The sequence below is a fragment of the Serratia sp. JSRIV004 genome, assembly GCF_019968705.1.
GTDB classification, from domain to species: domain Bacteria; phylum Pseudomonadota; class Gammaproteobacteria; order Enterobacterales; family Enterobacteriaceae; genus Chania; species Chania fonticola_B.
Genome location: NZ_CP074140.1, coordinates 3,638,042 through 3,659,616, shown reverse-complemented (window position 1 = coordinate 3,659,616; position 21,575 = coordinate 3,638,042). Strand labels below are relative to the sequence as shown.

The following is a 21,575-nucleotide window of genomic DNA, read 5'->3' as shown; positions in this document are numbered from 1 at the left end:
GCCTGCCTTAGCCGCCCAGGACTTGGCCAAACAGCTTATTCTTATAGATCTCTTTTCGGCGTTGATCTAGGCTGTGCCATTAGGTTAACGGCATGGTTTACCAGGTTAGTTAAGCGAACGGAATCAATCAGTAAAAATTCTTGTTAGGATTTTCCTTATGCTGATGTTAAATAAGGGCTAGATCAAAAGAGCGTAAAAAGTTTGATTAATTACGCTGGATGCTAAGCCAAACGAGTTAGGGATAAGCAGACTGAACACCTATGACCATTGATAACCTGTCCCACCCCGTGCTGCCGCTGAAAATCATTGCGACAGGAGCGGCTTTGCCTCCCGGCTGCGTCGAATCTTCGGCGTTGGATCGGCAGTTGAACAAACCCGACGGCTATGTAGAAAAACGCTCGGGGATTATTCATCGCTTTCATGCCAGCAATCAGGCCAGCCAGGCTGAACTGGCCGTCGCCGCATTGGATGACGCGCTGGCTCGCCATACTATTTCGCGTGACTCCATCGATCTGTTGATCTCGGCCTCGGCCATTGCCGTACAGGCATTGCCCTTTAGTGCCGCGCATATTCTTAAAATCGCCGGCTTACCCTCAGGTACCGCAGGTTTTGATATCAATACCAGCTGCGTCAGCTTTATTAGCGCATTGCAGGTGGCGGCTGGGCTACTCAACGCAGGCGTTTACCGGCGTATTGCCATCGTCTCTGCTGATATCGCCTCGCGCGGTATCGACTGGGAAGATGAAGAGTCCTCACTGATTTTTGGCGATGGTGCCGCCTGTGCCATTGTGGAACGCGGCGATGGGCGCAGCGGGATTTTGTCCTACCTGATGGAAACCTACCCGGAAGGCAGCGATCTGTGTGAAATCCGCGCCGGTGGCACACGTCGTAACCCGCGTGCCGGGATGAACGACAGCGATTTTCTGTTCCATATGAAGGGTAAGCAGCTGTTCCGCCAGGCTTCGGCGCTGATTGAAGGCTACCTTGAGCGTTTGCTGAACGCCGCGGGGCTCACCTTGCCACAAATCGCCACCGTGGTGCCGCATCAGGCCAGCCATCTCTCGCTGGAACATATGCGCAAAAGGCTGCATGTAGCGCCAGAGGCGTTGGTGGATATCTATCGTTACCGGGGCAACCAGGTGGCGGCGTCAATTCCTTCCGCGTTGCACGAGGCGGCGATCACTGACAGGCTGAATGCCAATCAGCCGGTAATGTTGATCGGTACCGCTGCTGGGCTGACCCTGGGCGGCATGGTTCTGCTGCCATGAAAGTCTTGGTAACCGGAGCGACCAGTGGGTTAGGGCGCAATGCGGCCGAGTGGCTGCTGGCTACCGGACATCAGGTGCATGCCACCGGGCGTGATGAAGCCGTTGGCCGTGAGTTGGCGGCACTGGGGGCAAAGTTTACCCCGTTGGACCTGACCCGTGCTGGGGCGGAACAGTGCGAACAGCTGATGAAAGGGTATGACATTGTCTGGCATTGTGCCGCCAAATCTGCCCCGTGGGGCGATCGCAGGGCGTTTTTCCAGGCCAACACCTACGTCACGGAAAAGCTCGCCAAAGCTGCCGGGCGCTGTGGCGTGAAGCGCTTTATTCATATCTCGACCCCGGCGATCTATTTTGACTTTAAACATCATCACAACATTGCCGAGGGTGAATCTGCCCGCCGGTTTGCCAATCATTACGCCGCCAGTAAGTATGCTGCCGAACAGAGCATTGGTGCGCTGTTGCATCGCTATCCGCAAACCACGTACCTGATCCTGCGACCTCGTGGCCTGTTTGGGCCACATGACCGAGTGATCGTACCCAGGATCCTGGCCCAGATGCAGCGTGACAAAGGTGCTCTGCGCCTGCCCGGTGGCGGTAAAGCCTATCTGGATCTGACCTTTGTGCTCAACGTAGTGCATGCAATGGATCTGGCCAGCAACCGGCCGAATTTGCCTTCTGGCGGCATTTATAACATCACCAACCAACAGCCGCAGCGGCTGGAGGATATGCTGCACCAACTGCTGGCCCAGCAGCTAGGCTGGCAATATCGGGTGCAGGCATTGCCTTACCGGCTGTTGTGGGCGGTGGCAGGGGGCATGGAATTGATAGCCCATTTTACCGGCAAAGAGCCGATGCTGACGCGCTACAGCGCGGCGGCCGCCTATTTTGATATGACGCTGGATAACAGCCGCGCGATTGAAGAGCTGGGTTACCGGCCACGTTATAGCCTGGAGCAGGGGATAGAGCTGACAGGGCAATGGATGAAACAGCAGGGGATGGCGGCGCATGGCTAACATTACCCCCTTTGAAATCGGCTATTGTACCCACCTTGGCTGCATGGCGCTGCGTGGCTCGCCAATGCGTAGCTGCAAATTCCCCTCTCGTGCCTACCTGTTGGAGGTGGGAGAGCGTCGCTGGTTATGGGATACCGGTTATGCCAGCTATTTCCAACAGTACACCGCCAGCGGTATTTTCCGATTGTATAGCCAGATCACCCCGGTTTATTTCAGCCCACAGCAGGCGCTGCTTGAGCAGTTGCGTAGCCGGGGTGTCAGTGTGAGTGATATTGAGGCGGTGATTATTTCCCATTTTCATGCTGACCATATCGCTGGCCTGCGTGATTTCAGCAGCCTCAACATGATTTGTTCCGGTGAGGGCTGGCAGCAAACTCGAGAGCTGCGTGGCTTTGCCGCCCTGAAGCGGGCGTTTATACCGGGGTTGATCCCCGAGGAGTTTGAATCCGCATTGCAGTTTGTGGAGTCATTCCCGCTACAGAGTCTGCCAGCCGAACTGGCACCGTTCCAGCAGGGATATGCGCTGCCGGGCAGCGATGGGCAAATCTTCATTGTTCCTCTGCCAGGGCATGCTGCGGGCCACCTTGGCGCCTTTGTCCAAACCGACGCGGGCTGGACGCTGCTGGCAAGCGACGCCGCCTGGTCGCCGCTGAACTACCAGCAACTGCGTGGCCCTTCGCGGCTGGCGAACCTGATCATGGACAACCCGCGTAGCTACTACCAAACCCTTGAAGCGCTCAACCAGCTGCATCACGGCGGCGCGGCGGAGATCCTGTTGTGCCATGAGGGGGATTTATGATCCCGCTGATGACGCTGTGGCACTATCTGCGAGCGCGCAGGCTGCATTTCACCGAACGGGCAGAACTGGAGGCTTACCAGGCGCGTCAGTTAAAACGCTTTGCCCGCCGGGTATTGGCGTATAGCCCCTATTTCCGGCCATACTGTCTGTTACCTGTGAGCGAATGGCCAGAAATGGACAAAGCGATCATGATGACGCATTTTGATCGGATGAATACCGCCGGGCTGCAACTTGAGGCGCTGTTGGCCTGTGCCCGGCGCAGCGAAACCGATCGCGACTTCACCCCAAAAGTGGGCAAATACAGTGTAGGTCTATCGACCGGCACCTCCGGGAGGCGCGGCGTATTTGTGGTCAGCCCGCAGGAGCAGCAGATCTGGGCTGGGGGCATGCTGGCCAAAATGCTGCCGCAAGGGGTATTTGCCGGTGAGCGTGTCGCGCTGTTTCTGCGTGCGGACAACAATCTGTATCACAGCGTCAACAACCGCTGGTTGAGCCTGACGTTTTACGATCTGTTTGCACCCTTTGCCGAGCACTTACCGCAGATTGAACGGGAGCAACCCACCATCGTGGTCGCACCTGCGCAGGTATTGTGCGCGTTGGCTCATGCGGTCGAACGGGGCGAGTTACAACTACAGGTGAAAAAGGTGATCTCGGTGGCTGAGGTGCTGGAGCCGCAGGATCGCCAACTGCTAAAGCGGGTATTTGCCGACGTGGGCGAAGTCTATCAGGCCACCGAAGGTTTTCTGGCTGCCACCTGTAGCCACGGCACCTTGCATCTGAACGAAGAGTTTATCCACGTGGAACCACAGTGGATCGATGAGCAACGCTTTACCCCGCTGATCACCGATTTTACCCGCCGTACGCAGCCGATCGTACGTTATCGGCTGGATGATATTTTGGTTCGGCGTAAAGAGCCTTGCCCGTGTGGCCAGGCCAGCATGGCGTTGGAGCAGATTGAGGGACGCTGTGACGATCAACTGATGCTGCCAGGATTGCAGGGGGAGGCGCAGCGAGTTTTTGCCGATTTGTGCCGCCGGGTGATTGCCAACGCGTTGCCCGCCGTGGCGGATTATCGCCTGACCCAGTTGTCTGGCCAGCGGCTGCACCTGATGGCCGACTGCAGTCCGGAAGAACTGGTACATTGCCAGCAGCAACTGATTGCGCTGTTTACCCAGCAGGGTATCGCGGTGCAGCAACTGGAATGGCAACTGACCGCGCAACGCATCATGCCGCAGTTCGATGCTAAATGCCGACGTATCGTACGGTTGCCGGAGGTGCCATGAAAGAGGTGATCTATCGCCTATGGCAAATGCTGCTGGGTTGGGGCTTTGTCGGCCTGATTTATAACAGCACTGACCGATGGCAAGGCGCTGGTTATCAGCTGACGCCGAGTTGGCTGGATCGTGCCATTCCCTTCAGTCCGCATGCTATCTGGCTATACCTGTCTTTTTTCCTGATCGTTCCGCTGTGCTATCTGCTGTGTCCGCTGAGCCGGATCAAATGGCTTAGAAGCTCAATGCAGCTTGCCGCTCTTGTTGCGGGGGCCATCTATCTGCTGTGGCCGACGACGATGGACTACCCGGTCGATCAGGGCAGTTCACTCAGCTCAACCATGCTGGCGGCATTGATCGGGATTGATTCCAAACAAAACTGTTTACCTTCTTTGCATATAGCCTTGACGGCCCTGGCCGTGTGGGCCGTGGCGGACAGCCGGAAAAAATGGCGCAGCGTACTGTTGTCGGTTTGGGGAGTGGCGATTGCCTTCTCTATTCTGCAACTGCGCCGTCACCTGTTGGTGGATTTGCTCAGTGGAGCGGTGTTGGCCATGGCCGTAGGCTATGCCTGCCAGCATGTTCGATGGATTGTCAGTGATTATCGTCAGGGAGAACGACCATGACCGATCTGGTAATACCGATAATATTTATGCTGTGCGTGGTGCTGGGCGAAGCCCTGTGGCTGCAAAAGCGCAACCGGGGCAGCGTTGATTGGCACGATGTGATCTTCAACCTCAACTCCGGGCATATCATGCTGTGGCTGTTCCGGGGGCTGGAGATCTTCTGCTATGGCTATGTGGCGACCCATTACAGCCTGGGTCTGGTAGATAGCTGGCCGGTCGCGCTGGTGTGGCTGTTTGCCCTGCTGGCGTGGGACTTTGGTTTTTACTGGTTACACCGTCTGCATCACCGTTTCCGCCTGCTGTGGGCGGTGCATGTGGTGCATCACCAGGGCGAACACTTCAATCTGTCGTTGGGCGTACGTAACTCGTGGTATTCGTCATTAACGTCGATCCCGTTCTTTATGCTGCTGGCGTTGGCCGGTGTGCCGCTTTCGGTGTTTATCACCGTTTCGATCCTGCATTACGGCATTCAGCTGTTTAACCATAATGCGCTGACCCCAAAGCTGGGCTGGCTGGAAAAAATCTTCGTTACCCCGGCGCACCATCGGGTACATCACGTCAACGATCTGGCCTATTCCAACCGTAATTTTGGCGGCAGCTTTATCTTCTGGGACAAGCTGTTTGGCACCTTTGGACCGTCGCTGCCAACCGAGCCTTTCGCCTATGGCGTACGCGGGGAGAAATCGTCGGCTAACCCGTTCTGGGCCAGCAATCAGCCGTTTTTGCGCTACTTCAAACTGCCTTTCAAACCCTCGGCCAATAGCACCCGTTTCCGCAGTTCCGCCTGGTGTATGGTGAGTGGTGCGTTGCTGCTGTTCGCCCTGGTGCTGGGCTACGTGTATCGTTTCGGTTACGGCTACAACGGCCTGACCGGCGAGCAGGCGATACTGTTTATGCTGTTGGCGGTAGGTGCGGTGGCGCTGGGTGGGATTGCCGAAGGCCGTAGCTGGGGCGTAAAGGTCTGGTTACTGGTGGCGTTGGCCGCTCCACTGCTGTTGCTGCTGGCGCTGGGTTGGCACCAACCTTACTGGTGGCTGATGACCTGCGGCATTGCCGTGCATGGCTGCGCCGTTGCTGCTGGCTGGGGACGCCAGAAGGAGGCAGTGCATGGTTGATTCGTTGCCGCCACTCTCTTTCCCTGCCGATGGGGAACAGGCGTTTCATCGTGAACTGAAACGACGGACCTATGCTTATCTGAGCGGCCGTAACGATCACCGCTTTGCCGATGTGGCCCGTTGGGTCAAGGCTATCGTCCTGCTTTTGTTGTGCGTGGGGTTCTACCTGCTTAGCCTGGTGCAGCAGCAGGGACTGGCGTTTATGCTGTGCTACTTTGCCTTTGTCATGATGGGCATGTTGCTGAACGTCAACGTCAATCATGACGCTTCGCATAACGCGTTCGCCCGCACTCCTTGGGTGAATCGTCTGGCGGGGCGTTTGGTGACGATCCCGCTGGGGGTCGATCCGGACTATTGGCGGACAAGGCACGTCAGCTATCATCATGTGTATGCCAACGTCGAACATTACGATCTGGACACCGAAGAGAACGGCTTTTTCCGCCAGACGCCGTTCCAGCAATGGCGAGCGCACATGCGCTATCAGCACCTTTACTGGCCGCTGATTGCCGCCTTGTCGCTGCCCTATATCGCGCTGGTGTTTGATTGGTCAGACCGGTTGGGCAAAACCCCGTTGGCCGCCGAGGGTGTGCTGGCCGGACGCAAGGGCTGGGCGGTGTTTATTGCCAGCAAACTGTGTCACATAGTGGTGGTGCTGGTGATCCCGTTGGTGGTTTGCCAGCAACACGGCATTGGCTGGCAAACGGTGCTGATCGCCTATCTGTTGAGCCAGATGTTAGCCTCGCTGCTGGTGGTGTTCTTACTGCTGGGTACCCACTGGGCGCAGGCTGAGTTTTACGCGGTGCCAGAAGGAGGCCAAATGCCGCAGGGCTGGTATCGGCACAACTTTGCCACTGCCTGCGACTGGGAAACCTCGCCGAAGTGGTTGCATCATCTGACCGGCGGGCTGAATTATCATCTCACCCATCATCTGTTCCCCGGCTGGAATCACCGCCATTATCCAGCGCTAGCCGCCATTCTGGCTGAACTCGCGCCACGCTATGCCATGGATTATCGCTGCATCAGCTATCGTGAGCTGTTGCAACAGCAGCAACGCTTCCTACGTACGATGGGGCAACAGCCTCTATGAAGATGCCAGACACCACGCCGCTGCGGCCCTTGGCGTTCCAAAGGGAGAACCGAGACATTCATCTGGCGCTGATGCGTGGCAGCCAGGCTTATCTGGCGGAGCGGGGCGACCACCGCTTTGCCGACCGAGGGATGTTCGCCAAGGTGTTGCTGCTGATCCTGGTGTGCGCGGGCTTTTATGCACTCAGTTTGCAGCAGCAAAACGCCTGGGCCTATTTCGGCTGCTACGTCGGCTTTATTTTCTCCGCCATGATGTTGACGGTGAACGTGGTGCACGACGCCTCACACAATGCCTTTTTCAAACGGGCACGGCTGAACCACTGGCTTAACTTTATTGTGAGCATCCCGTTGGGGTTGGATGCGGACTGTTGGCGGGTGCGTCACGTTATCTTCCACCATGCCTACAACAATATCGAAGGTTACGATCCGGATATTGAGCCTAACGGCGTACTGCGGCAAACACCGTTCCAGCAGCGCAAAACCTTTATGCGTTTGCAGCAATACTACTGGCCGATGGTGGCGGCACTGACTTTCCCGTATTACATCTGGCTGTTTGACTGGTTGGATCGGGCTGGCAAAACGCGCATGACGCCCAAGATGATGTTGCAGGGGAGCAAAGGCTGGGGCGTTTTCTTGCTGAGCAAGCTGGCACACTTCACGTTGGCGTTGGCAATCCCGCTATGGCTGATGCCGCCTGAGGTTAGCGCCACCGCGATCTGGCTAACTTACCTGCTGAGCCAGATGCTGTCGTCGTTGGTGTTTGTGATGCTGATTGTGGGTACCCATTGGGCCAAAGCCAATTTTTATCAGGCTCCCGAGCAGGGCAAGATGGTGCATGGCTGGTATCAACATCTGTTTGCCACCACCTTCGACTGGCAGGCCACGCCACGCTGGGTTGGTTACTGGCTGGGCGGTGCCAACCTGCACCTGACCCATCATCTGTTCCCACATTGGAGCCATCGGCATTACCCTGCCTTGGCGAAGATCATTGCCGAGGTTGCGGCCCAACACGGGCTGGATTATCAGTGCCTGGATCTGAAAACGCTGTTGCGGATGCAACAGCGTTTTTTGGGGGCGATGGGGAAGCAGTAGGAACTATTCCGGCTTCATCCCGGCGGCGGTCATCAGCAGGCGAAATAGCGAAGCGACCAAAAACAGCCCCAGGACGCTGGCACTCCAGATAACCACCAGCCAGCCGACGCGTTTCCACCAGGGAATGGTAGCGGTGTTCTCATTCATCGTCTTATTCATCATCAGTGATACCCATCCTCATGGCTCACCTTGCCGCGGAACACGTAGTAGCTCCAGAAGGTGTAGACCAAAATAATCGGAATAATAAACAGCGCGCCCACCAGCATAAAGCCCAGGCTTTGTAGCGGCGCTGCGGCTTGCCACAGGGTGATGGTCGGTGGGATCAGCAGCGGCCAGATGCTGATACCCAGACCGCTTAGTCCCAGAAACACCAGCAGCAGCGTCAGCAGGAACGGTGAATAGTGGGCATCGTGACGTACGCCGTGCCAGATCCCCCAGGCGCTGAGCAGCACCAGCAGCGGCACCGGCAGCAGCCAGAACAGGTTCGGCAGGCTGAACCAGCGGGTCGCAATTTCAGGGTGAGCGATCGGCGTCCAGACGCTGACGGCCAGCAGGATTAGCAGCAGGCTAACCAGCAGAGGAGTGGTCAGACGATGCATCCGGGTCTGCAAGCTTCCGGCAGTCTTCATCACCAACCAGGTGCAGCCGAGTAACGCATAGGTCACTACCAGGCCCAAACCGCAGAACAGGGCGAACGGAGTGAACCAGTCGAAGGGGCCACCGACATAGGCACGGCCTTCCACCGGGAAGCCGTCGATAATCGCCCCGACGACCACGCCCTGGCAGAAGGTGGCCAGGATTGAACCGCCGATAAACGCCTTATCCCAGATATGGCGCTTTTCCGGTTTGGCTTTGAAGCGGAACTCAAAGGCCACGCCGCGGAAGATCAGGCCAAACAGCATCAGCGTGAGGGGAATGGCCAACGCATCCAGGATCACCGCATACGCCAGTGGGAAAGCGCCAAACAGGGCAGCCCCGCCAAGCACCAGCCAGGTTTCGTTGCCGTCCCATACCGGTGCTACGGTGTTCATCATCACATTGCGATCGTGGCTATCTTTCACCCATGGGAACAGAATGCCGATGCCCAGATCAAAGCCGTCCATGACCACGTACATCATGGTGCTAAACACGATGATCACAAACCAAATCAACGGAAGATCGATACCCATGTTCAGCTCCTGTCGTCCAAAGTTTCGTGTACCGCTGAGAGCGGACGTGCCGGAGTGCCGTGGCCGCTTGGCTCGTCACCTTCATGGGCCTGCGGGCCTTTGCGGATCAGGCGCATCATGTAGGAATAACCGACGCCAAACACCGAGCAGTAGACGGCGATAAAGGCCAACAGGCTCACGCTCATATGGATGTCGCCATGGGCAGAGACGGCATCGGCGGTGCGTTGCAGCCCGTAGACGACCCATGGCTGGCGGCCAATCTCGGTGGTGAACCACCCCGCCAGCAAGGCGATCAGCCCCGAAGGCCCCATCCACAGAATGAAGTACAGGAAGGGTTTGGACTGATACAGTCCGCCGCGCCAGCGTAGCCACAGGCTCCACACGCCAGCCAGGATCATCAGCATGCCCAGCGCCACCATGATCCGGAACGACCAGAACACTACGGTGGAGTTAGGGCGATCTTCTGGTGCGAAGGATTTCAACGCCGGAACCTGCTCGGTAAGGCTGTGGGTGAGGATCAGGCTGCCTAGGTAAGGGATTTCCACCTTAAAGCGGGTTTCTTCACGCTCCATATCCGGCCATCCGAACAGGATTAACGGAGTGGCCTCTCCCGGCGGGTTTTCCCAGTGGCCTTCGATGGCGGCGATTTTGGCCGGTTGATATTTCAGCGTATTGAGGCCGTGTGCGTCGCCGATCACCGCCTGGATAGGGGCGACGATCAGCGCCATCCACATAGCCATTGACAGCATCTTGCGCATGGCTGGCGTATCACGGCCACGCAACAGGTGCCAGGCCGCCGAGGCACCGATAAAGAAGGCCGACGACAGGAATGCCGCGGTGGTCATATGCAGCAGGCGGTAAGGGAAGGACGGGTTGAAGATCACTTTGAACCAGTCAACCGGCACGACCACGCCGTTGATGATCTCATGCCCCTGCGGGGTCTGCATCCAGCTGTTGGAGGCCAGGATCCAGAAGGTGGAGATCAGCGTGCCGAGTGCTACCATGCTGGTGGCAAAGAAGTGCAGGCCGGGGCCAACACGACTCCAGCCAAACAGCATCACGCCCAGGAATCCGGCTTCGAGGAAGAAGGCAGTCAGCACTTCATAGGTCAGCAGTGGGCCGGTGATACTGCCGGCAAATTCGGAGAAAAAGCTCCAGTTGGTGCCGAACTGATAGGCCATCACCAGGCCGGAAACCACGCCCATGCCGAAGTTGACGGCGAAGATTTTGGACCAGAAATGGTACAAATCCCGGTAAGCCTGATTGCCGGTTTTCAGCCATAGGCCTTCGAGCACCGCCAGATAGCTGGCCATGCCGATGGTGATCGCCGGAAAGATAATGTGGAAGGAAACGGTGAAGGCGAACTGGATCCGTGCCAGCTCCAATGCATCAAGTCCGAACATGGAGCCTCCTTGATTTGTTCATAATCGGCCTCTTAGGAAAGCGAAAGCTTGCTTATTAAAACTTGCGCTAAGTAGAGCATGGAGTAGAGTAACGATAACAGTGACAGTTATTTTACTTTTTCCTATAACAGTTGGAATTGTATGACCAGATATGAACAGCTTGCCCAGCAGATCCGCGAACAGATCCAGAACCGGGTATGGCGTGCCGGGGATAAACTGCCCTCGCTGCGGGAAAGTGGCAAACGTGCCGGGCTGAGCCTGATGACGGTGGTGCAGTCATACCAGCTACTGGAAAGCCAGGGCTGGATCGTAGCGCGGCCGCAGTCTGGTTACTATGTGGCGGCCCGTTCACAGGCGTTACCACAGCCCATTCGGGGTGAGAAACTGCTGGTGAGCGAACAGGTGGATATCAACGCCTTTATCTTTGACGTGCTGCAAGCCTGTAAGGATCCAGAGATTGTGCCCTTCGGTTCGGCTTTCCCGGATGCCACCCTGTTTATGCAACCCAAGTTGGCCAGGGCGCTGAGCAGCGTAGCCCGAAAATTCACACCTCACAGTTCCCTTGCCAATCTGCCGCCCGGCAACGAGGCATTGCGTCGCCATATTGCCCAACGCTATGCGCTGAATGGGATGCAGGTCTCCCCTGATGAGATTGTGATCACCGCCGGAGCGATGGAGTCGTTAAGCCTAAGCCTGCAAGCGGTGACGCAGCCGGGGGACACGGTGGCGATTGAATCCCCGGCATTTTACGGCGCGTTGCAGGCGCTGGAACGCCTGAAACTGAAAGCGGTGGCGATCGCTGCCCACCCGCAGCACGGAATCGATCTAGATTCGTTACAGCAGGCGATTGAGCAGTATCCGATCAAGGCCTGCTGGCTGATGACCCATTTCCAGAATCCGCAAGGGTCGAGCATGTCGGACGAGAATAAACAACGGCTGGTTACGATGCTGCGCGAGCATCAGATCTCGTTGTTGGAAGACGATGTGTACGGCGAGCTCTATTTCAGCGCTGAGCGCCCCTTGCCAGCCAAGGCGTTGGATCAGGGCGGGCAGATTTTGCACTGCTCGTCGTTCTCAAAATGTCTGGCTCCGGGATTTCGCGTGGGTTGGGTAGCCGCAGGGCGATATGCACCGCAAATTCAGCGCTTGCAGTTGATGAGCACTGTTTCAACCAGCGTGCCGACCCAGATGGCGATTGCCGATTATCTGCTGCATGGTGGTTATGATACCCATCTGCGTCGCCTGAGGCGTTTATTGGCCCAGCGCCAAAGTGCCATGCATCAGGCGATCGCCCAACACTTCCCGCCGACGGTGAAGGTCAGCCAGCCGGACGGAGGCTATTTCCTGTGGCTGGAGCTGGAGGCGACACAGTCATCCATGGAGCTCTACCAGCGTGCGCTGGCGGAGGGCATCAGTATTGCGCCGGGGCGAATGTTCACCACCGGCGATCGTTTCAACCACTGTTTCCGCCTGAACGCCTCCTTTGAGTGGAGCGACAGGCTTGAAACCGCCATCAAGACCTTGGCCAGGCTGATCCGTAGCCTGGGCTAGGCCAGGTAATGCTTCAATGCACGTCCTGCCTGATGAATAGCCGAATGCACCGCCGGAACCTGGGCGAGGGGGTTTAACAGGCCGTAATCGTGGATCAGCCCATTGTAGCGGGTGGCGGTCACCTCGACGCCAGCCGCGTTCAGCAGGCGGGCGTAGGCCTCCCCCTCATCCCGCAGTACGTCCAGCTCGGCGGTCTGGATCAGCGCGGGTGGCAGCCCTTGCAGCTGTTCCAGGCTCGCATTGAGCGGTGAGGCGTAGATCTCCTTACGCTGGGCCTTGTCGGTGGTGTAGTTGTCCCAAAACCACTTCATCATATTGCGCGTCAGGAAATGGCCTTCAGCAAACTGATGATAGGAATCGCGATCAAAACTGGCGTGAGTGACCGGCCACAGCAGGATTTGGCAGCGCAGTGCCGGCGTGCCTCGCTCTTTAGCCATCAGGCTGACCACCGTCGCCATGTTACCGCCAACGCTATTACCCACTACCGCCAGCCGGGTACCGTCGACGTTGATCTTTTCTCCGTATTCCGCCACCCATTCCGTGGCCGCGTAGGCTTGCTCGATGGCGGCGGGATACAGGGCTTCTGGTGACGGTGTGTAATTGACAAACACCGCTACCGCTCCGGAACTGTAAACCAGGTCGCGCACCAATCGTTCGTGAGTTGGGAAGTCACCCAATACCCAACCACCGCCGTGGAAAAACATGAATACCGGCAATTTCCCTTTCACTCGTGGCGGGCGCACGATGTGCAGCAGGATGTCCTGACCGGCCACGTGAATGGTTTTCTCTTCGATCTCGACCTCACGCTGTACCACCTCGACGCTGCGTTGCGCGCCTTCCAACACCTTACGTGCCTCCTTCGGCTTCATCTGTTCCATCGGTTTGCCGCCGCTGGCATTCAACTCCGCCAGAAAGGCGGCTACGTCTTTGACCGCTGCGGGCTGGGTGGCATCAAAGGTTTTCTTGCTCATGTTGGGATCCTTAAGGTTGAGGAGGAACATTGAGTACGGGGTAACTTATCAGTGTAGTCAAAGACTGGGAGTGTGCCCTCACCCCAACCCTCTCCCATAGGGAGAGGGAGCTGATAGCTCCTGCTCATTTGGAAGTAAAGTGCTCCTCTCAGCAAACGCATCTCCTCATGCAAAGGTGAATCACCACAGTTTCAAATCCACTCGATCGGCCCCCAACAAAAGGACGAACACCCAGATAAATTGTGGCACGGACTGTCCCCGGTCTGTACACCCATAGGGAGAGGGAGCTGATAGCCCCTGTTCATTTGGAAGTAAAGTGGTCCTCTCAGCAAACTCATCTCTCAGGCAAAGGTGAATCACCACAGTTTCAAATCCACTCGATCGGCCCCCAACAAAAGGACGAACATCCAGATAAATTGTGGCACGGACTGTCCCCGGTCTGTACACCATAGGGAGAGGGAGCTGATAGCTCCTGCTCATTTGGAAGTAAAGTGGTCCTCTCAGCAAACGCATCTCCTCATGCAAAGGTGAATCACCACAGTTTCAAATCCACTCGATCGGCCCCCAACAAAAGGACGAACACCCAGATAGATTGTGGCACGGACTGTCCCCGGTCTGTACACCCATAGGGAGAGGGAGCTGATAGCCCCTGTTCATTTGGAAGTAAAGTGGTCCTCTCAGCAAACGCATCTCTCAGGCAAAGGTGAATCACCACAGTTTCAAATCCACTCGATCGGCCCCCCAACAAAAGGACGAACACCCAGATAAATTGTGGCACGGACTGTCCCCGGTCTGTACACCCATAGGGAGAGGGAGCTGATAGCTCCTGCTCATTTGGAAGTAAAGTGGTCCTCTCAGCAAACTCATCTCTCAGGCAAAGGTGAATCACCACAGTTTCAAATCCACTCGATCGGCCCCCCAACAAAAGGACGAACACCCAGATAAATTGTGGCACGGACTGTCCCCTCTCCCTGTGGGAGAGGGTTAGGGTGAGGGGCATTTTGCTGCGCTAAATGAGGGCGCATTGCACAATTGCGGTGCAAAAGGGCGCCGATCCCGCCATCTCACGCAATTATTTTTGCGAGCAGGATCAGAAAAGCGGAAGAATTTTGCGATTGAATAGGATTTCTCCATCGCTGATGATTTTAGGCCCTATTTTTGCCATTAATCATTACAAATGCATAATTATTGAATGTTTATGCAATATAACTCCTTGTTTTAACGAAAAAAATTGGTAAATCCGTCAAAAACCCCGTTCTGGCACGATAGCTGCTCTACACTATTTATCAAATGGGCTGTATTTTAACTACTCATTAACATTTATTCCCCGCTCCGGGGCGCTAAATGCGGCATTAATAGTGAATAACCGATTTTATGTAACAGGTTTGTATCTGAATAGGCGGCGCTGAGCAGCATTATCGTCGGCCAGAAAAGACACCGGATAATAGGGTTAATTTGCTTTTTCGCCGGCCTTGCGCCACCAGAGCGGTCCTTACCGCCAAAATTCAGCCTTTGCTGACGTTATGAGGTCATTATGGAACAGCCAATCGCAGTTACCCGCCAGTCTTTCGACGACTGGATGATCCCGGTTTATGCCCCTGCGGACTTTATTTTGGTGCGGGGAGAAGGCTCACAGGTTTGGGATCAGCAGGGGAAATCCTATATTGATTTCGCCGGAGGCATTGCCGTCAACGCCCTGGGCCACGCCCATCCGCAGGTGTTGGCCGCGCTGGTCGAACAGGCCGGCAAGCTTTGGCATCTGGGCAACGGTTATACCAACGAGCCGGTGTTGCGCCTGGCCAAACAGCTGATTGATGCCACCTTTGCCGACAAGGTATTTTTCTGCAACTCCGGTGCGGAAGCCAACGAGGCCGCGCTGAAGCTAGCGCGAAAATATGCACTGGATAGTGGTAACAGAGAAAAGAACCAGATCGTCGCGTTCAATAACGCGTTTCATGGTCGCACCCTGTTTACCGTTTCTGCCGGGGGCCAACCAAAATACTCACAGGATTTTGCGCCACTGCCTGGCGGTATTACCCACACGCCGTTTAACGATCTGGCCGCCGCTGCTCAGGTGATTAACGACCGTACCTGCGCGGTGATCGTTGAGCCGATTCAGGGCGAGGGCGGTGTGGTACCGGCGCAACCGCAATTCCTGCAAGGGTTGCGTGAACTGTGCGATCGCCACGGCGCACTGCTGATCTTTGATGAGGTGCAAACCGGCGTGGGCCGAACTGGCTCGCTGTATGCCTATATGAACTACGGGGTGGTACCGGACGTGTTGACCACCGCCAAGGCGTTGGGCGGCGGTTTCCCGATCGGTGCGATGATCACCACCGACAAACTGGCAAAAACGCTGGGCGTCGGCACTCATGGTACCACCTACGGCGGCAATCCGCTGGCAGCGGCAGTGGCTGGGGTGGTGTTCTCGCTGATTAACACACCGGAGGTGCTCGATGGGGTGAAGCAGCGTCTCGAATGGTTTATCGCCGGGCTGACGGAAATCAACCTACAGTATCCGATCTTTAGCGAAATCCGCGGGGCGGGTCTGTTAATTGGTTGCGCTCTGAACCCGGAATATGCCGGTAGAGCCAAGCAGATCACCCAACTGGCTAACGAGGAAGGGGTGATAGCCCTGATCGCGGGTCCGGACGTGGTGCGCTTTACGCCTTCACTGATCATCCCGGAACAGGATGTGAAAGAGGGGCTGGCGCGATTCGCGCGTGCTGTGGCGCGGATTTGCAGCTAATCAAGGCGGCTGCGCCCGGTGCGCAGCCGATGACTACCGAGGTTCGCATTATGATGATTATCCGCCCCATAGAGCGTCGTGACCTGGCTGACCTGCTGACGCTCGCCGGTAAATCCGGTATTGGCCTCACCTCTTTGCCGCAGAATGAAGAGACGCTGTCGGCACGTATTGAGCGGGCGTTAAAAACCTGGCAAGGCGAACTTCCCCAAAGCGATCGCTGCTATCTGTTTGTGATGGAGGATACCGAACGGCAACAGGTCGTTGGCGTCAGTGCGATCGAAGTCGCGGTTGGGCTGACCGAACCCTGGTACAGCTTCCGCGTCGGTACCCAGGTGCATGCCTCAAAGCAGCTTAATGTCTATAAATCGGTGCCAACGCTGTTTTTAAGCAACGATCATACCGGTCATTCGGAACTCTGTACGCTGTTTCTCGATCCGGACTATCGGCATGGTGAGAATGGCAAGCTGCTGTCAAAGGTTCGCTTCCTGTTTATGGCCGCATTTCGCAATCAATTCTCCCGCAAAGTGATAGCGGAGATGCGCGGTTATTCCGATGAAAATGGCCGTTCCCCCTTCTGGGAAAGCGTTGGCCGCCACTTCTTTTCTATCGAGTTCGCCAAGGCGGACTACCTCAGCGGCACCGGGCAAAAGGCGTTTATCGCCGAACTGATGCCAAAACACCCGCTGTATGTCGACTTTCTGGCCGAAGATGCGCAGAAGGTGATCGGCGAGGTTCACCCGCAAACCGCACCAGCGCGCAAGCTGCTGGAAGCCGAAGGGCTGCGCTATCAGGGCTACGTCGATATCTTTGACGGGGGCCCGACGCTGGAAGCCGAGATCGACGAGATCCGCGCGGTCAAGCGCAGCAAACTGGTGAAGGTGGTGCTGGATGAGGCACAGGTATTCAACGAAGCCTCAGCCTACCTGGTGGCCAACGACAACTATCAGAATTATCGCGCCCTGTTGGTGCATGCCCAACTGCATGATGATCGCCTGCGTATCAACGCCGAAACGGCAGCGGCGCTGGGCGTCGAGCAGGGGGGCCCGGTACGGGTCATCAAGCTTATCGCTCAGGAGAAAGTGTAATGTCGCATCCTGCATTGTTAATTAATGGCGTCTGGCTGGCTGGCCGAGGCGCTGAGTTCAGCAAAACCGATCCGTTGGATAACCTACCGCTATGGCAAGCCAATGCGGCCAATATTGACGACGTGGCTGCGGCCTGCGCAGCTGCACGCGAGGCTTTTCCTGCCTGGGCTCGCACGCCATTTGCGCAGCGCGAACAGTTGGTAAAACGCTTCGCGGCGTTACTGGAAGAGCATAAACAGCATCTGGCCGAGACCATCAGCCGTGAAACCAGCAAACCCCGCTGGGAAACCTTGACCGAAGTCCAGGCGATGATTGGCAAGGTGGGCATTTCATTACAGGCCTATCAGGCACGAACTGGGGTGACGGAAACCGCGATGGCCGACGGAGCCTCGGTGTTACGCCATCGGCCGCACGGCGTATTGGCGGTGTTTGGCCCGTATAACTTCCCTGGTCACTTACCGAATGGGCATATCGTTCCGGCGCTGTTGGCGGGCAACTGCGTGGTGTTCAAACCTAGCGAATTGACGCCGTTAACGGCGGAGGTGACGTTACAGCTATGGCTGCAGGCGGGGCTTCCGGACGGGGTGATCAATCTGGTACAGGGGGGGCGTGAAACCGGTGAGGCCTTGGCAAGCTGTGCTGATATTGATGGGCTGCTGTTTACCGGCAGCGCAGGCACCGGTTATCACCTGCATCGCCAGTTGGCCGGTCAGCCAGAAAAGATCCTGGCGTTGGAGATGGGTGGCAACAACGCGCTAATCGTCGAACAGGTTGAAGATTGTGACGCGGCGGTGAATCTGGCCATTCAATCGGCGTTTATTTCTGCCGGGCAGCGCTGTACCTGTGCTCGCCGCATCTTGGTGAAAAATGGGCCGCAGGGTGATGCCTTTATTACACGCCTGGTTCAGGTGGCATCTACACTGCGCATTGGCCGTTGGGATGCTGAACCTCAGCCGTTTATGGGCGGGGTGATTTCCTCCTCTGCGGCAGAGAACATGCTGGCAGCTCAGCACCATCTGTTGGCATTGGGTGGCAAAGCCTTGTTGACCATGAAATCGCTGGAGAGCGGTAGTGCGTTATTAAGCCCTGGGATTATCGATGTGACCGGCGTGGCGGACGTGCCAGACGAAGAATATTTTGGCCCGCTGACTACGATCATTCGTTACGACCATTTCGACCAGGCGTTGCGCATGGCTAATAACACGCGCTATGGCCTGTCTGTCGGGCTGGTGTCCCCGCAGCGGGAGCAGTTCGAACGGCTGCTGCTGGAGGCGCGAGCCGGTATTGTCAACTGGAACAAGCCGCTGACAGGGGCTTCTAGCGCAGCACCTTTCGGTGGTGTGGGGGCTTCCGGCAACCATCGGCCAAGTGCGTTCTATGCGGCAGATTACTGCGCCTGGCCGATGGCGTCGCTGGAAAGTGCCAGCCTGACGCTACCCACCAGCCTGTCACCGGGCCTGATATTTAACTGATCGTTCGGCAGTTTACAGGAGAGCAAAATGTCCGGATATGAAGTCAATTTCGATGGGTTGGTTGGCTTGACACACCACTATGCCGGGCTGTCGTTTGGCAATGAGGCATCGACGCAGCACCGCAACAGCGTGTCTAACCCCAAGCTGGCGGCAAAGCAGGGGCTGCTGAAAATGAAAGCGCTGGCGGATATGGGCTTCCAGCAGGGCGTGTTGCCACCGCAGGAACGGCCTCATCTCCCCACGCTGCGCAAATTGGGCTTCAGCGGTAGTGACGAGAGCGTGCTGGCCCAGGCGATGCGAACCTCACCGCGCCTGCTCTCGGCGCTTAGTTCGGCCTCATCCATGTGGACGGCCAATGCCGCGACGGTTTCGCCTTCGCCAGACAGTCAGGATGGGAAAGTGCATTTCACCGCCGCCAACCTGAATAACAAATTCCATCGTGCGATTGAGGCCGAAACCACCTCCAGCGTGCTGCGTGCCATCTTCAATGATGAGCAATACTTTGCTCACCACGATGCCTTACCGCAGGTGGCACTGTTTGGAGATGAGGGCGCTGCCAACCATAACCGCCTTGGGGGCGACTATGCCAAACGCGGGGTGCAGGTCTTTGTGTATGGCAAGCAGGAGTTTGGCGGGGAAAGTGCCCCCACGCGTTACCCGGCTCGCCAGACGCGCGAGGCCAGTGAGGCGATCGCCCGCCTGCATCAGTTGCACGAGCAACAAACGGTATTTCTGCAACAGAATCCGGCGGTGATCGACCAGGGCGTTTTTCATAACGACGTGATCGCCGTCAGCAATCAGCAGGTGCTGTTCCATCATCAGCAGGCGTTCCTGCATCAGCAGCAGGGGCTGGATCAAATCCGCCGTAAGATGGCCTTGCTGGAGACGGAGCTGGTGGCGATAGAAGTGCCAACCTCCCGTGTCAGCGTGGGGGATGCGGTGGCGACCTACCTGTTTAACAGCCAGATCCTGACCAAAGCCGATGGCAAGATGATGATCGTAGTGCCGGAAGAGTCCCGCCAGCATCCGGGCGTTTGGCATTATCTGTCGGAGATGGTGGCCAGCGGTGGGCCAATCGACGAGATCAAAGTGTTCGACCTGCGCGAAAGTATGCGCAACGGCGGCGGCCCGGCTTGCCTGCGTTTACGCGTGGCGCTGAACGATGCCGAGTTGGGGGCGGTGAACCCACGGGTGATGATGAACGATACGCTTTTCGCCACCCTGAACGACTGGGTAGACCGCTATTACCGCGATCGCTTGGTACAGGAGGATCTGGCAGACCCGCAACTGCTGCATGAAGGGCGTGCGGCACTGGATGCTCTGACTTCTATCCTTGGGCTGGGTAATGTTTACCCGTTCCAACAGTAACCGGAGGCAATAGTGAACAATTTATTGGCTCTGACGTTGGCGGGAACTCCACCAGCTACCACCCAGGGTGAAAACGCTGCACTGCGCTGGAAGTGGTTGGGGGAAGGGCTATTGGAGCTCACTCCACTGCAAGGCTATCGGCAAGCCGTGGTGTTTTCAGCCGGTATTCACGGCAATGAAACGGCCCCGATCGAACTGCTCGACCGGTTAGTGAACGAAATCTTCTCAGGTGTGCGACCATTGGCGGTGCGCTTGCTGGTGGTGTTGGGCAATCCACCAGCGATGCGAACCAATCAACGTTATCTGGCAAGCGATATGAATCGCATGTTTGGTGGGCGCTATCAGCAGTTTGAGCCCTCTGGCGAAACGGCGCGGGCGCAGCAGTTAGAGCAAGTGGTCACCAGCTTCTTTGCCGGAGAGCAGGCTACTCGTTTTCATTACGATCTGCATACGGCGATCCGCGGATCGCTGTTGCCACGTTTTGGTATCCTGCCCTATCAACTACAGAGTTACAGCCCCGAGATGTTGGCGTTACTAGACGCCGCCGAGTTGGATGCACTGGTGATACACCAGGCGCCTGGTGGCACGTTCAGCCACTTTTCCAGCGAGCATGCGCAGGCGGCCAGCTGTACCCTCGAATTGGGCAAGGCGCGTCCCTTTGGCAGCAACGATCTGCAGCAGTTTTCCGCTATCAATGAAGCACTGCAGGCGTTGGTTTGCGGGCAATCTCTCCCTTTGCGGGGGGGGGCTCCGATTAGGGTGTTCCGTGTCGATCGGTCGCTGATTAAACGCAGTGAATCTTTCAAACTTCATTTGAGCGATGAGACTGCCAATTTTACCGCTCTGCCGCAGGGCACTTTATTGTATGAGCAACCGGGGGATAGTTATCGGGTGCAGCATGAAAAGGAGTGGGTCCTGTTTCCCAATCCCAAGGTGGCATTGGGGTTACGTGCAGGCATGATGTTGATAGAAGTACCGCGCAGCACCCTGTTTTAATCTCATCCGTTCATTACGCCACAGGTCGGTGACCTGTGGCGCCGTTTTTCCTTTCAAACATTAATAGCGTAATTTATTTAATCAGTTGATAGGGTATTTTGCCTGTTACGTGCCCTTACTTTCGATGATTTACCCCAATAAGTAAAAAACAGAGTAAAGATACAATTATTTGCACCATTCCTGGTAATCAGATTGATATAAGTAAAAAGTGTGAAATAAGTAACGCTATTGATTAGCATGCTAATTTTGTGGTTATTCAAAATCGTAGGTAAATCACACAAAATGAAACGTGGTTGCACTGTTTTGGTGCTTTTAAACGTGATCGTTATGGCTTATGCATTAAATATCTATTTAAATCATTATATTAGAATAGTGTTTTGATGTAATATTTAGTTACAAATAAACATGCTTTATGCGCGCTATTTCATGAACTTTTTTATTTTAAGTTTTTATTCATGATGCTAATGTCACATGGCGCTTTATTAAGGGGCGTAGATAAAAAACAAAATGATAAAAATCACAGCCCAAAGCATAAATTGGG

General features: G+C 56.2%; 18 protein-coding genes. 14 read left to right on the top strand and 4 right to left on the bottom strand.

What is annotated here, in order from left to right; all coding sequences use genetic code 11:
- Nucleotides 1–260 precede the first annotated feature (260 nt).
- The 8 genes from KGP21_RS17625 to KGP21_RS17590 are packed head-to-tail and all read left to right on the top strand — an operon-like array spanning nt 261 to nt 8,270.
- Nucleotides 261–1,268 carry a 3-oxoacyl-[acyl-carrier-protein] synthase III C-terminal domain-containing protein gene (locus KGP21_RS17625; protein WP_223535904.1) on the top strand — a complete coding sequence of 336 codons (1,008 nt, stop codon included), beginning with the start codon at nt 261–263 and terminating at the stop codon, nt 1,266–1,268.
- Complete coding sequence (locus KGP21_RS17620) at nt 1,265–2,281, top strand: NAD(P)-dependent oxidoreductase (protein WP_021805670.1); 1,017 nt, start codon at nt 1,265–1,267, stop codon at nt 2,279–2,281. Before KGP21_RS17625 ends, KGP21_RS17620 begins: the two co-directional genes overlap by 4 nt.
- Nucleotides 2,274–3,080 (top strand): MBL fold metallo-hydrolase, encoded by an 807-nt coding sequence (locus KGP21_RS17615; protein ID WP_021805669.1) that lies wholly within the window; start codon nt 2,274–2,276, stop codon nt 3,078–3,080. The genes KGP21_RS17620 and KGP21_RS17615 overlap by 8 nt, the downstream gene beginning before the upstream one ends.
- Nucleotides 3,077–4,363 carry a F390 synthetase-related protein gene (locus tag KGP21_RS17610; RefSeq protein ID WP_223499956.1) on the top strand — a complete coding sequence of 429 codons (1,287 nt, stop codon included), beginning with the start codon at nt 3,077–3,079 and terminating at the stop codon, nt 4,361–4,363. The genes KGP21_RS17615 and KGP21_RS17610 overlap by 4 nt, the downstream gene beginning before the upstream one ends.
- A complete protein-coding gene (locus KGP21_RS17605) occupies nt 4,360–4,977 on the top strand; it encodes a phosphatase PAP2 family protein (RefSeq protein ID WP_021805667.1) in 618 nt (205 codons plus the stop codon). The genes KGP21_RS17610 and KGP21_RS17605 overlap by 4 nt, the downstream gene beginning before the upstream one ends.
- On the top strand, nt 4,974–6,092 hold the full coding sequence (locus KGP21_RS17600) for a sterol desaturase family protein (protein ID WP_223499955.1): 1,119 nt from the start codon (nt 4,974–4,976) through the stop codon (nt 6,090–6,092). The genes KGP21_RS17605 and KGP21_RS17600 overlap by 4 nt, the downstream gene beginning before the upstream one ends.
- Nucleotides 6,085–7,179 (top strand): acyl-CoA desaturase, encoded by a 1,095-nt coding sequence (locus KGP21_RS17595; RefSeq protein ID WP_223499954.1) that lies wholly within the window; start codon nt 6,085–6,087, stop codon nt 7,177–7,179. The genes KGP21_RS17600 and KGP21_RS17595 overlap by 8 nt, the downstream gene beginning before the upstream one ends.
- Nucleotides 7,180–7,181: 2 nt before the next feature.
- Entirely contained in the window at nt 7,182–8,270 is a 1,089-nt protein-coding gene (locus tag KGP21_RS17590; protein WP_218520379.1) for an acyl-CoA desaturase, read from the top strand.
- A gap of 3 nt (nt 8,271–8,273) precedes the next feature.
- Here the strand turns inward: KGP21_RS17590 and KGP21_RS17585 are convergent, their stop codons facing one another.
- The 3 genes from KGP21_RS17585 to KGP21_RS17575 are packed head-to-tail and all read right to left on the bottom strand — an operon-like array spanning nt 8,274 to nt 10,842.
- Entirely contained in the window at nt 8,274–8,417 is a 144-nt protein-coding gene (locus tag KGP21_RS17585) for a DUF2474 domain-containing protein (RefSeq protein ID WP_094983222.1), read from the bottom strand.
- 14 nt (nt 8,418–8,431) lie between these two features.
- Nucleotides 8,432–9,439, bottom strand: a complete 1,008-nt coding sequence (gene cydB / locus KGP21_RS17580; protein ID WP_218519212.1) for a cytochrome d ubiquinol oxidase subunit II — start codon at nt 9,437–9,439, stop codon at nt 8,432–8,434.
- 2 nt (nt 9,440–9,441) lie between these two features.
- On the bottom strand, nt 9,442–10,842 hold the full coding sequence (locus KGP21_RS17575; RefSeq protein ID WP_223499953.1) for a cytochrome ubiquinol oxidase subunit I: 1,401 nt from the start codon (nt 10,840–10,842) through the stop codon (nt 9,442–9,444).
- 141 nt (nt 10,843–10,983) lie between these two features.
- On the opposite strand from KGP21_RS17575, the gene KGP21_RS17570 reads away from it, so the two are divergent.
- Nucleotides 10,984–12,393, top strand: a complete 1,410-nt coding sequence (locus tag KGP21_RS17570; protein ID WP_223499952.1) for a PLP-dependent aminotransferase family protein — start codon at nt 10,984–10,986, stop codon at nt 12,391–12,393.
- Here KGP21_RS17570 and KGP21_RS17565 read toward each other — a convergent pair.
- Nucleotides 12,390–13,364, bottom strand: coding sequence for an alpha/beta hydrolase (locus KGP21_RS17565; protein WP_223535903.1), 975 nt, complete (start codon nt 13,362–13,364; stop codon nt 12,390–12,392). The genes KGP21_RS17570 and KGP21_RS17565 overlap by 4 nt on opposite strands.
- A 1,534-nt stretch (nt 13,365–14,898) precedes the next feature.
- On the opposite strand from KGP21_RS17565, the gene KGP21_RS17560 reads away from it, so the two are divergent.
- The 5 genes from KGP21_RS17560 to astE are packed head-to-tail and all read left to right on the top strand — an operon-like array spanning nt 14,899 to nt 21,034.
- Nucleotides 14,899–16,113, top strand: coding sequence for an aspartate aminotransferase family protein (locus tag KGP21_RS17560; RefSeq protein WP_021805658.1), 1,215 nt, complete (start codon nt 14,899–14,901; stop codon nt 16,111–16,113).
- A gap of 50 nt (nt 16,114–16,163) precedes the next feature.
- The gene (gene astA / locus KGP21_RS17555) at nt 16,164–17,198 is read left to right on the top strand and encodes an arginine N-succinyltransferase (RefSeq protein ID WP_223538535.1); all 1,035 of its coding nucleotides are present in this window, start codon (nt 16,164–16,166) and stop codon (nt 17,196–17,198) included.
- Nucleotides 17,198–18,670, top strand: a complete 1,473-nt coding sequence (gene astD / locus KGP21_RS17550; RefSeq protein WP_179246469.1) for a succinylglutamate-semialdehyde dehydrogenase — start codon at nt 17,198–17,200, stop codon at nt 18,668–18,670. The genes astA and astD overlap by 1 nt, the downstream gene beginning before the upstream one ends.
- A gap of 27 nt (nt 18,671–18,697) precedes the next feature.
- A complete protein-coding gene (astB, locus tag KGP21_RS17545; protein ID WP_037375384.1) occupies nt 18,698–20,038 on the top strand; it encodes an N-succinylarginine dihydrolase in 1,341 nt (446 codons plus the stop codon).
- Nucleotides 20,039–20,050: 12 nt separating this feature from the next.
- The gene (astE, locus tag KGP21_RS17540; protein ID WP_021805656.1) at nt 20,051–21,034 is read left to right on the top strand and encodes a succinylglutamate desuccinylase; all 984 of its coding nucleotides are present in this window, start codon (nt 20,051–20,053) and stop codon (nt 21,032–21,034) included.
- Nucleotides 21,035–21,575: the final 541 nt, after the last annotated feature.

Bases quoted from the DNA above. Each gene is read 5' to 3' on its own strand.
- KGP21_RS17565 (WP_223535903.1), bottom strand. From the start codon at position 13,364: ATGAGCAAGAAAACCTTTGATGCCACCCAGCCCGCAGCGGTCAAAGAC.
- KGP21_RS17560 (WP_021805658.1), top strand. From the start codon at position 14,899: ATGGAACAGCCAATCGCAGTTACCCGCCAGTCTTTCGACGACTGGATG.
- KGP21_RS17610 (WP_223499956.1), top strand. From the start codon at position 3,077: ATGATCCCGCTGATGACGCTGTGGCACTATCTGCGAGCGCGCAGGCTG.
- KGP21_RS17615 (WP_021805669.1), top strand. From the start codon at position 2,274: ATGGCTAACATTACCCCCTTTGAAATCGGCTATTGTACCCACCTTGGC.
- KGP21_RS17605 (WP_021805667.1), top strand. From the start codon at position 4,360: ATGAAAGAGGTGATCTATCGCCTATGGCAAATGCTGCTGGGTTGGGGC.
- KGP21_RS17575 (WP_223499953.1), bottom strand. From the start codon at position 10,842: ATGTTCGGACTTGATGCATTGGAGCTGGCACGGATCCAGTTCGCCTTC.
- astA (WP_223538535.1), top strand. From the start codon at position 16,164: ATGATGATTATCCGCCCCATAGAGCGTCGTGACCTGGCTGACCTGCTG.
- KGP21_RS17620 (WP_021805670.1), top strand. From the start codon at position 1,265: ATGAAAGTCTTGGTAACCGGAGCGACCAGTGGGTTAGGGCGCAATGCG.
- KGP21_RS17625 (WP_223535904.1), top strand. From the start codon at position 261: ATGACCATTGATAACCTGTCCCACCCCGTGCTGCCGCTGAAAATCATT.
- KGP21_RS17570 (WP_223499952.1), top strand. From the start codon at position 10,984: ATGACCAGATATGAACAGCTTGCCCAGCAGATCCGCGAACAGATCCAG.
- KGP21_RS17590 (WP_218520379.1), top strand. From the start codon at position 7,182: ATGCCAGACACCACGCCGCTGCGGCCCTTGGCGTTCCAAAGGGAGAAC.
- astD (WP_179246469.1), top strand. From the start codon at position 17,198: ATGTCGCATCCTGCATTGTTAATTAATGGCGTCTGGCTGGCTGGCCGA.
- KGP21_RS17600 (WP_223499955.1), top strand. From the start codon at position 4,974: ATGACCGATCTGGTAATACCGATAATATTTATGCTGTGCGTGGTGCTG.
- astB (WP_037375384.1), top strand. From the start codon at position 18,698: ATGTCCGGATATGAAGTCAATTTCGATGGGTTGGTTGGCTTGACACAC.
- KGP21_RS17595 (WP_223499954.1), top strand. From the start codon at position 6,085: ATGGTTGATTCGTTGCCGCCACTCTCTTTCCCTGCCGATGGGGAACAG.
- KGP21_RS17585 (WP_094983222.1), bottom strand. From the start codon at position 8,417: ATGAATGAGAACACCGCTACCATTCCCTGGTGGAAACGCGTCGGCTGG.
- cydB (WP_218519212.1), bottom strand. From the start codon at position 9,439: ATGGGTATCGATCTTCCGTTGATTTGGTTTGTGATCATCGTGTTTAGC.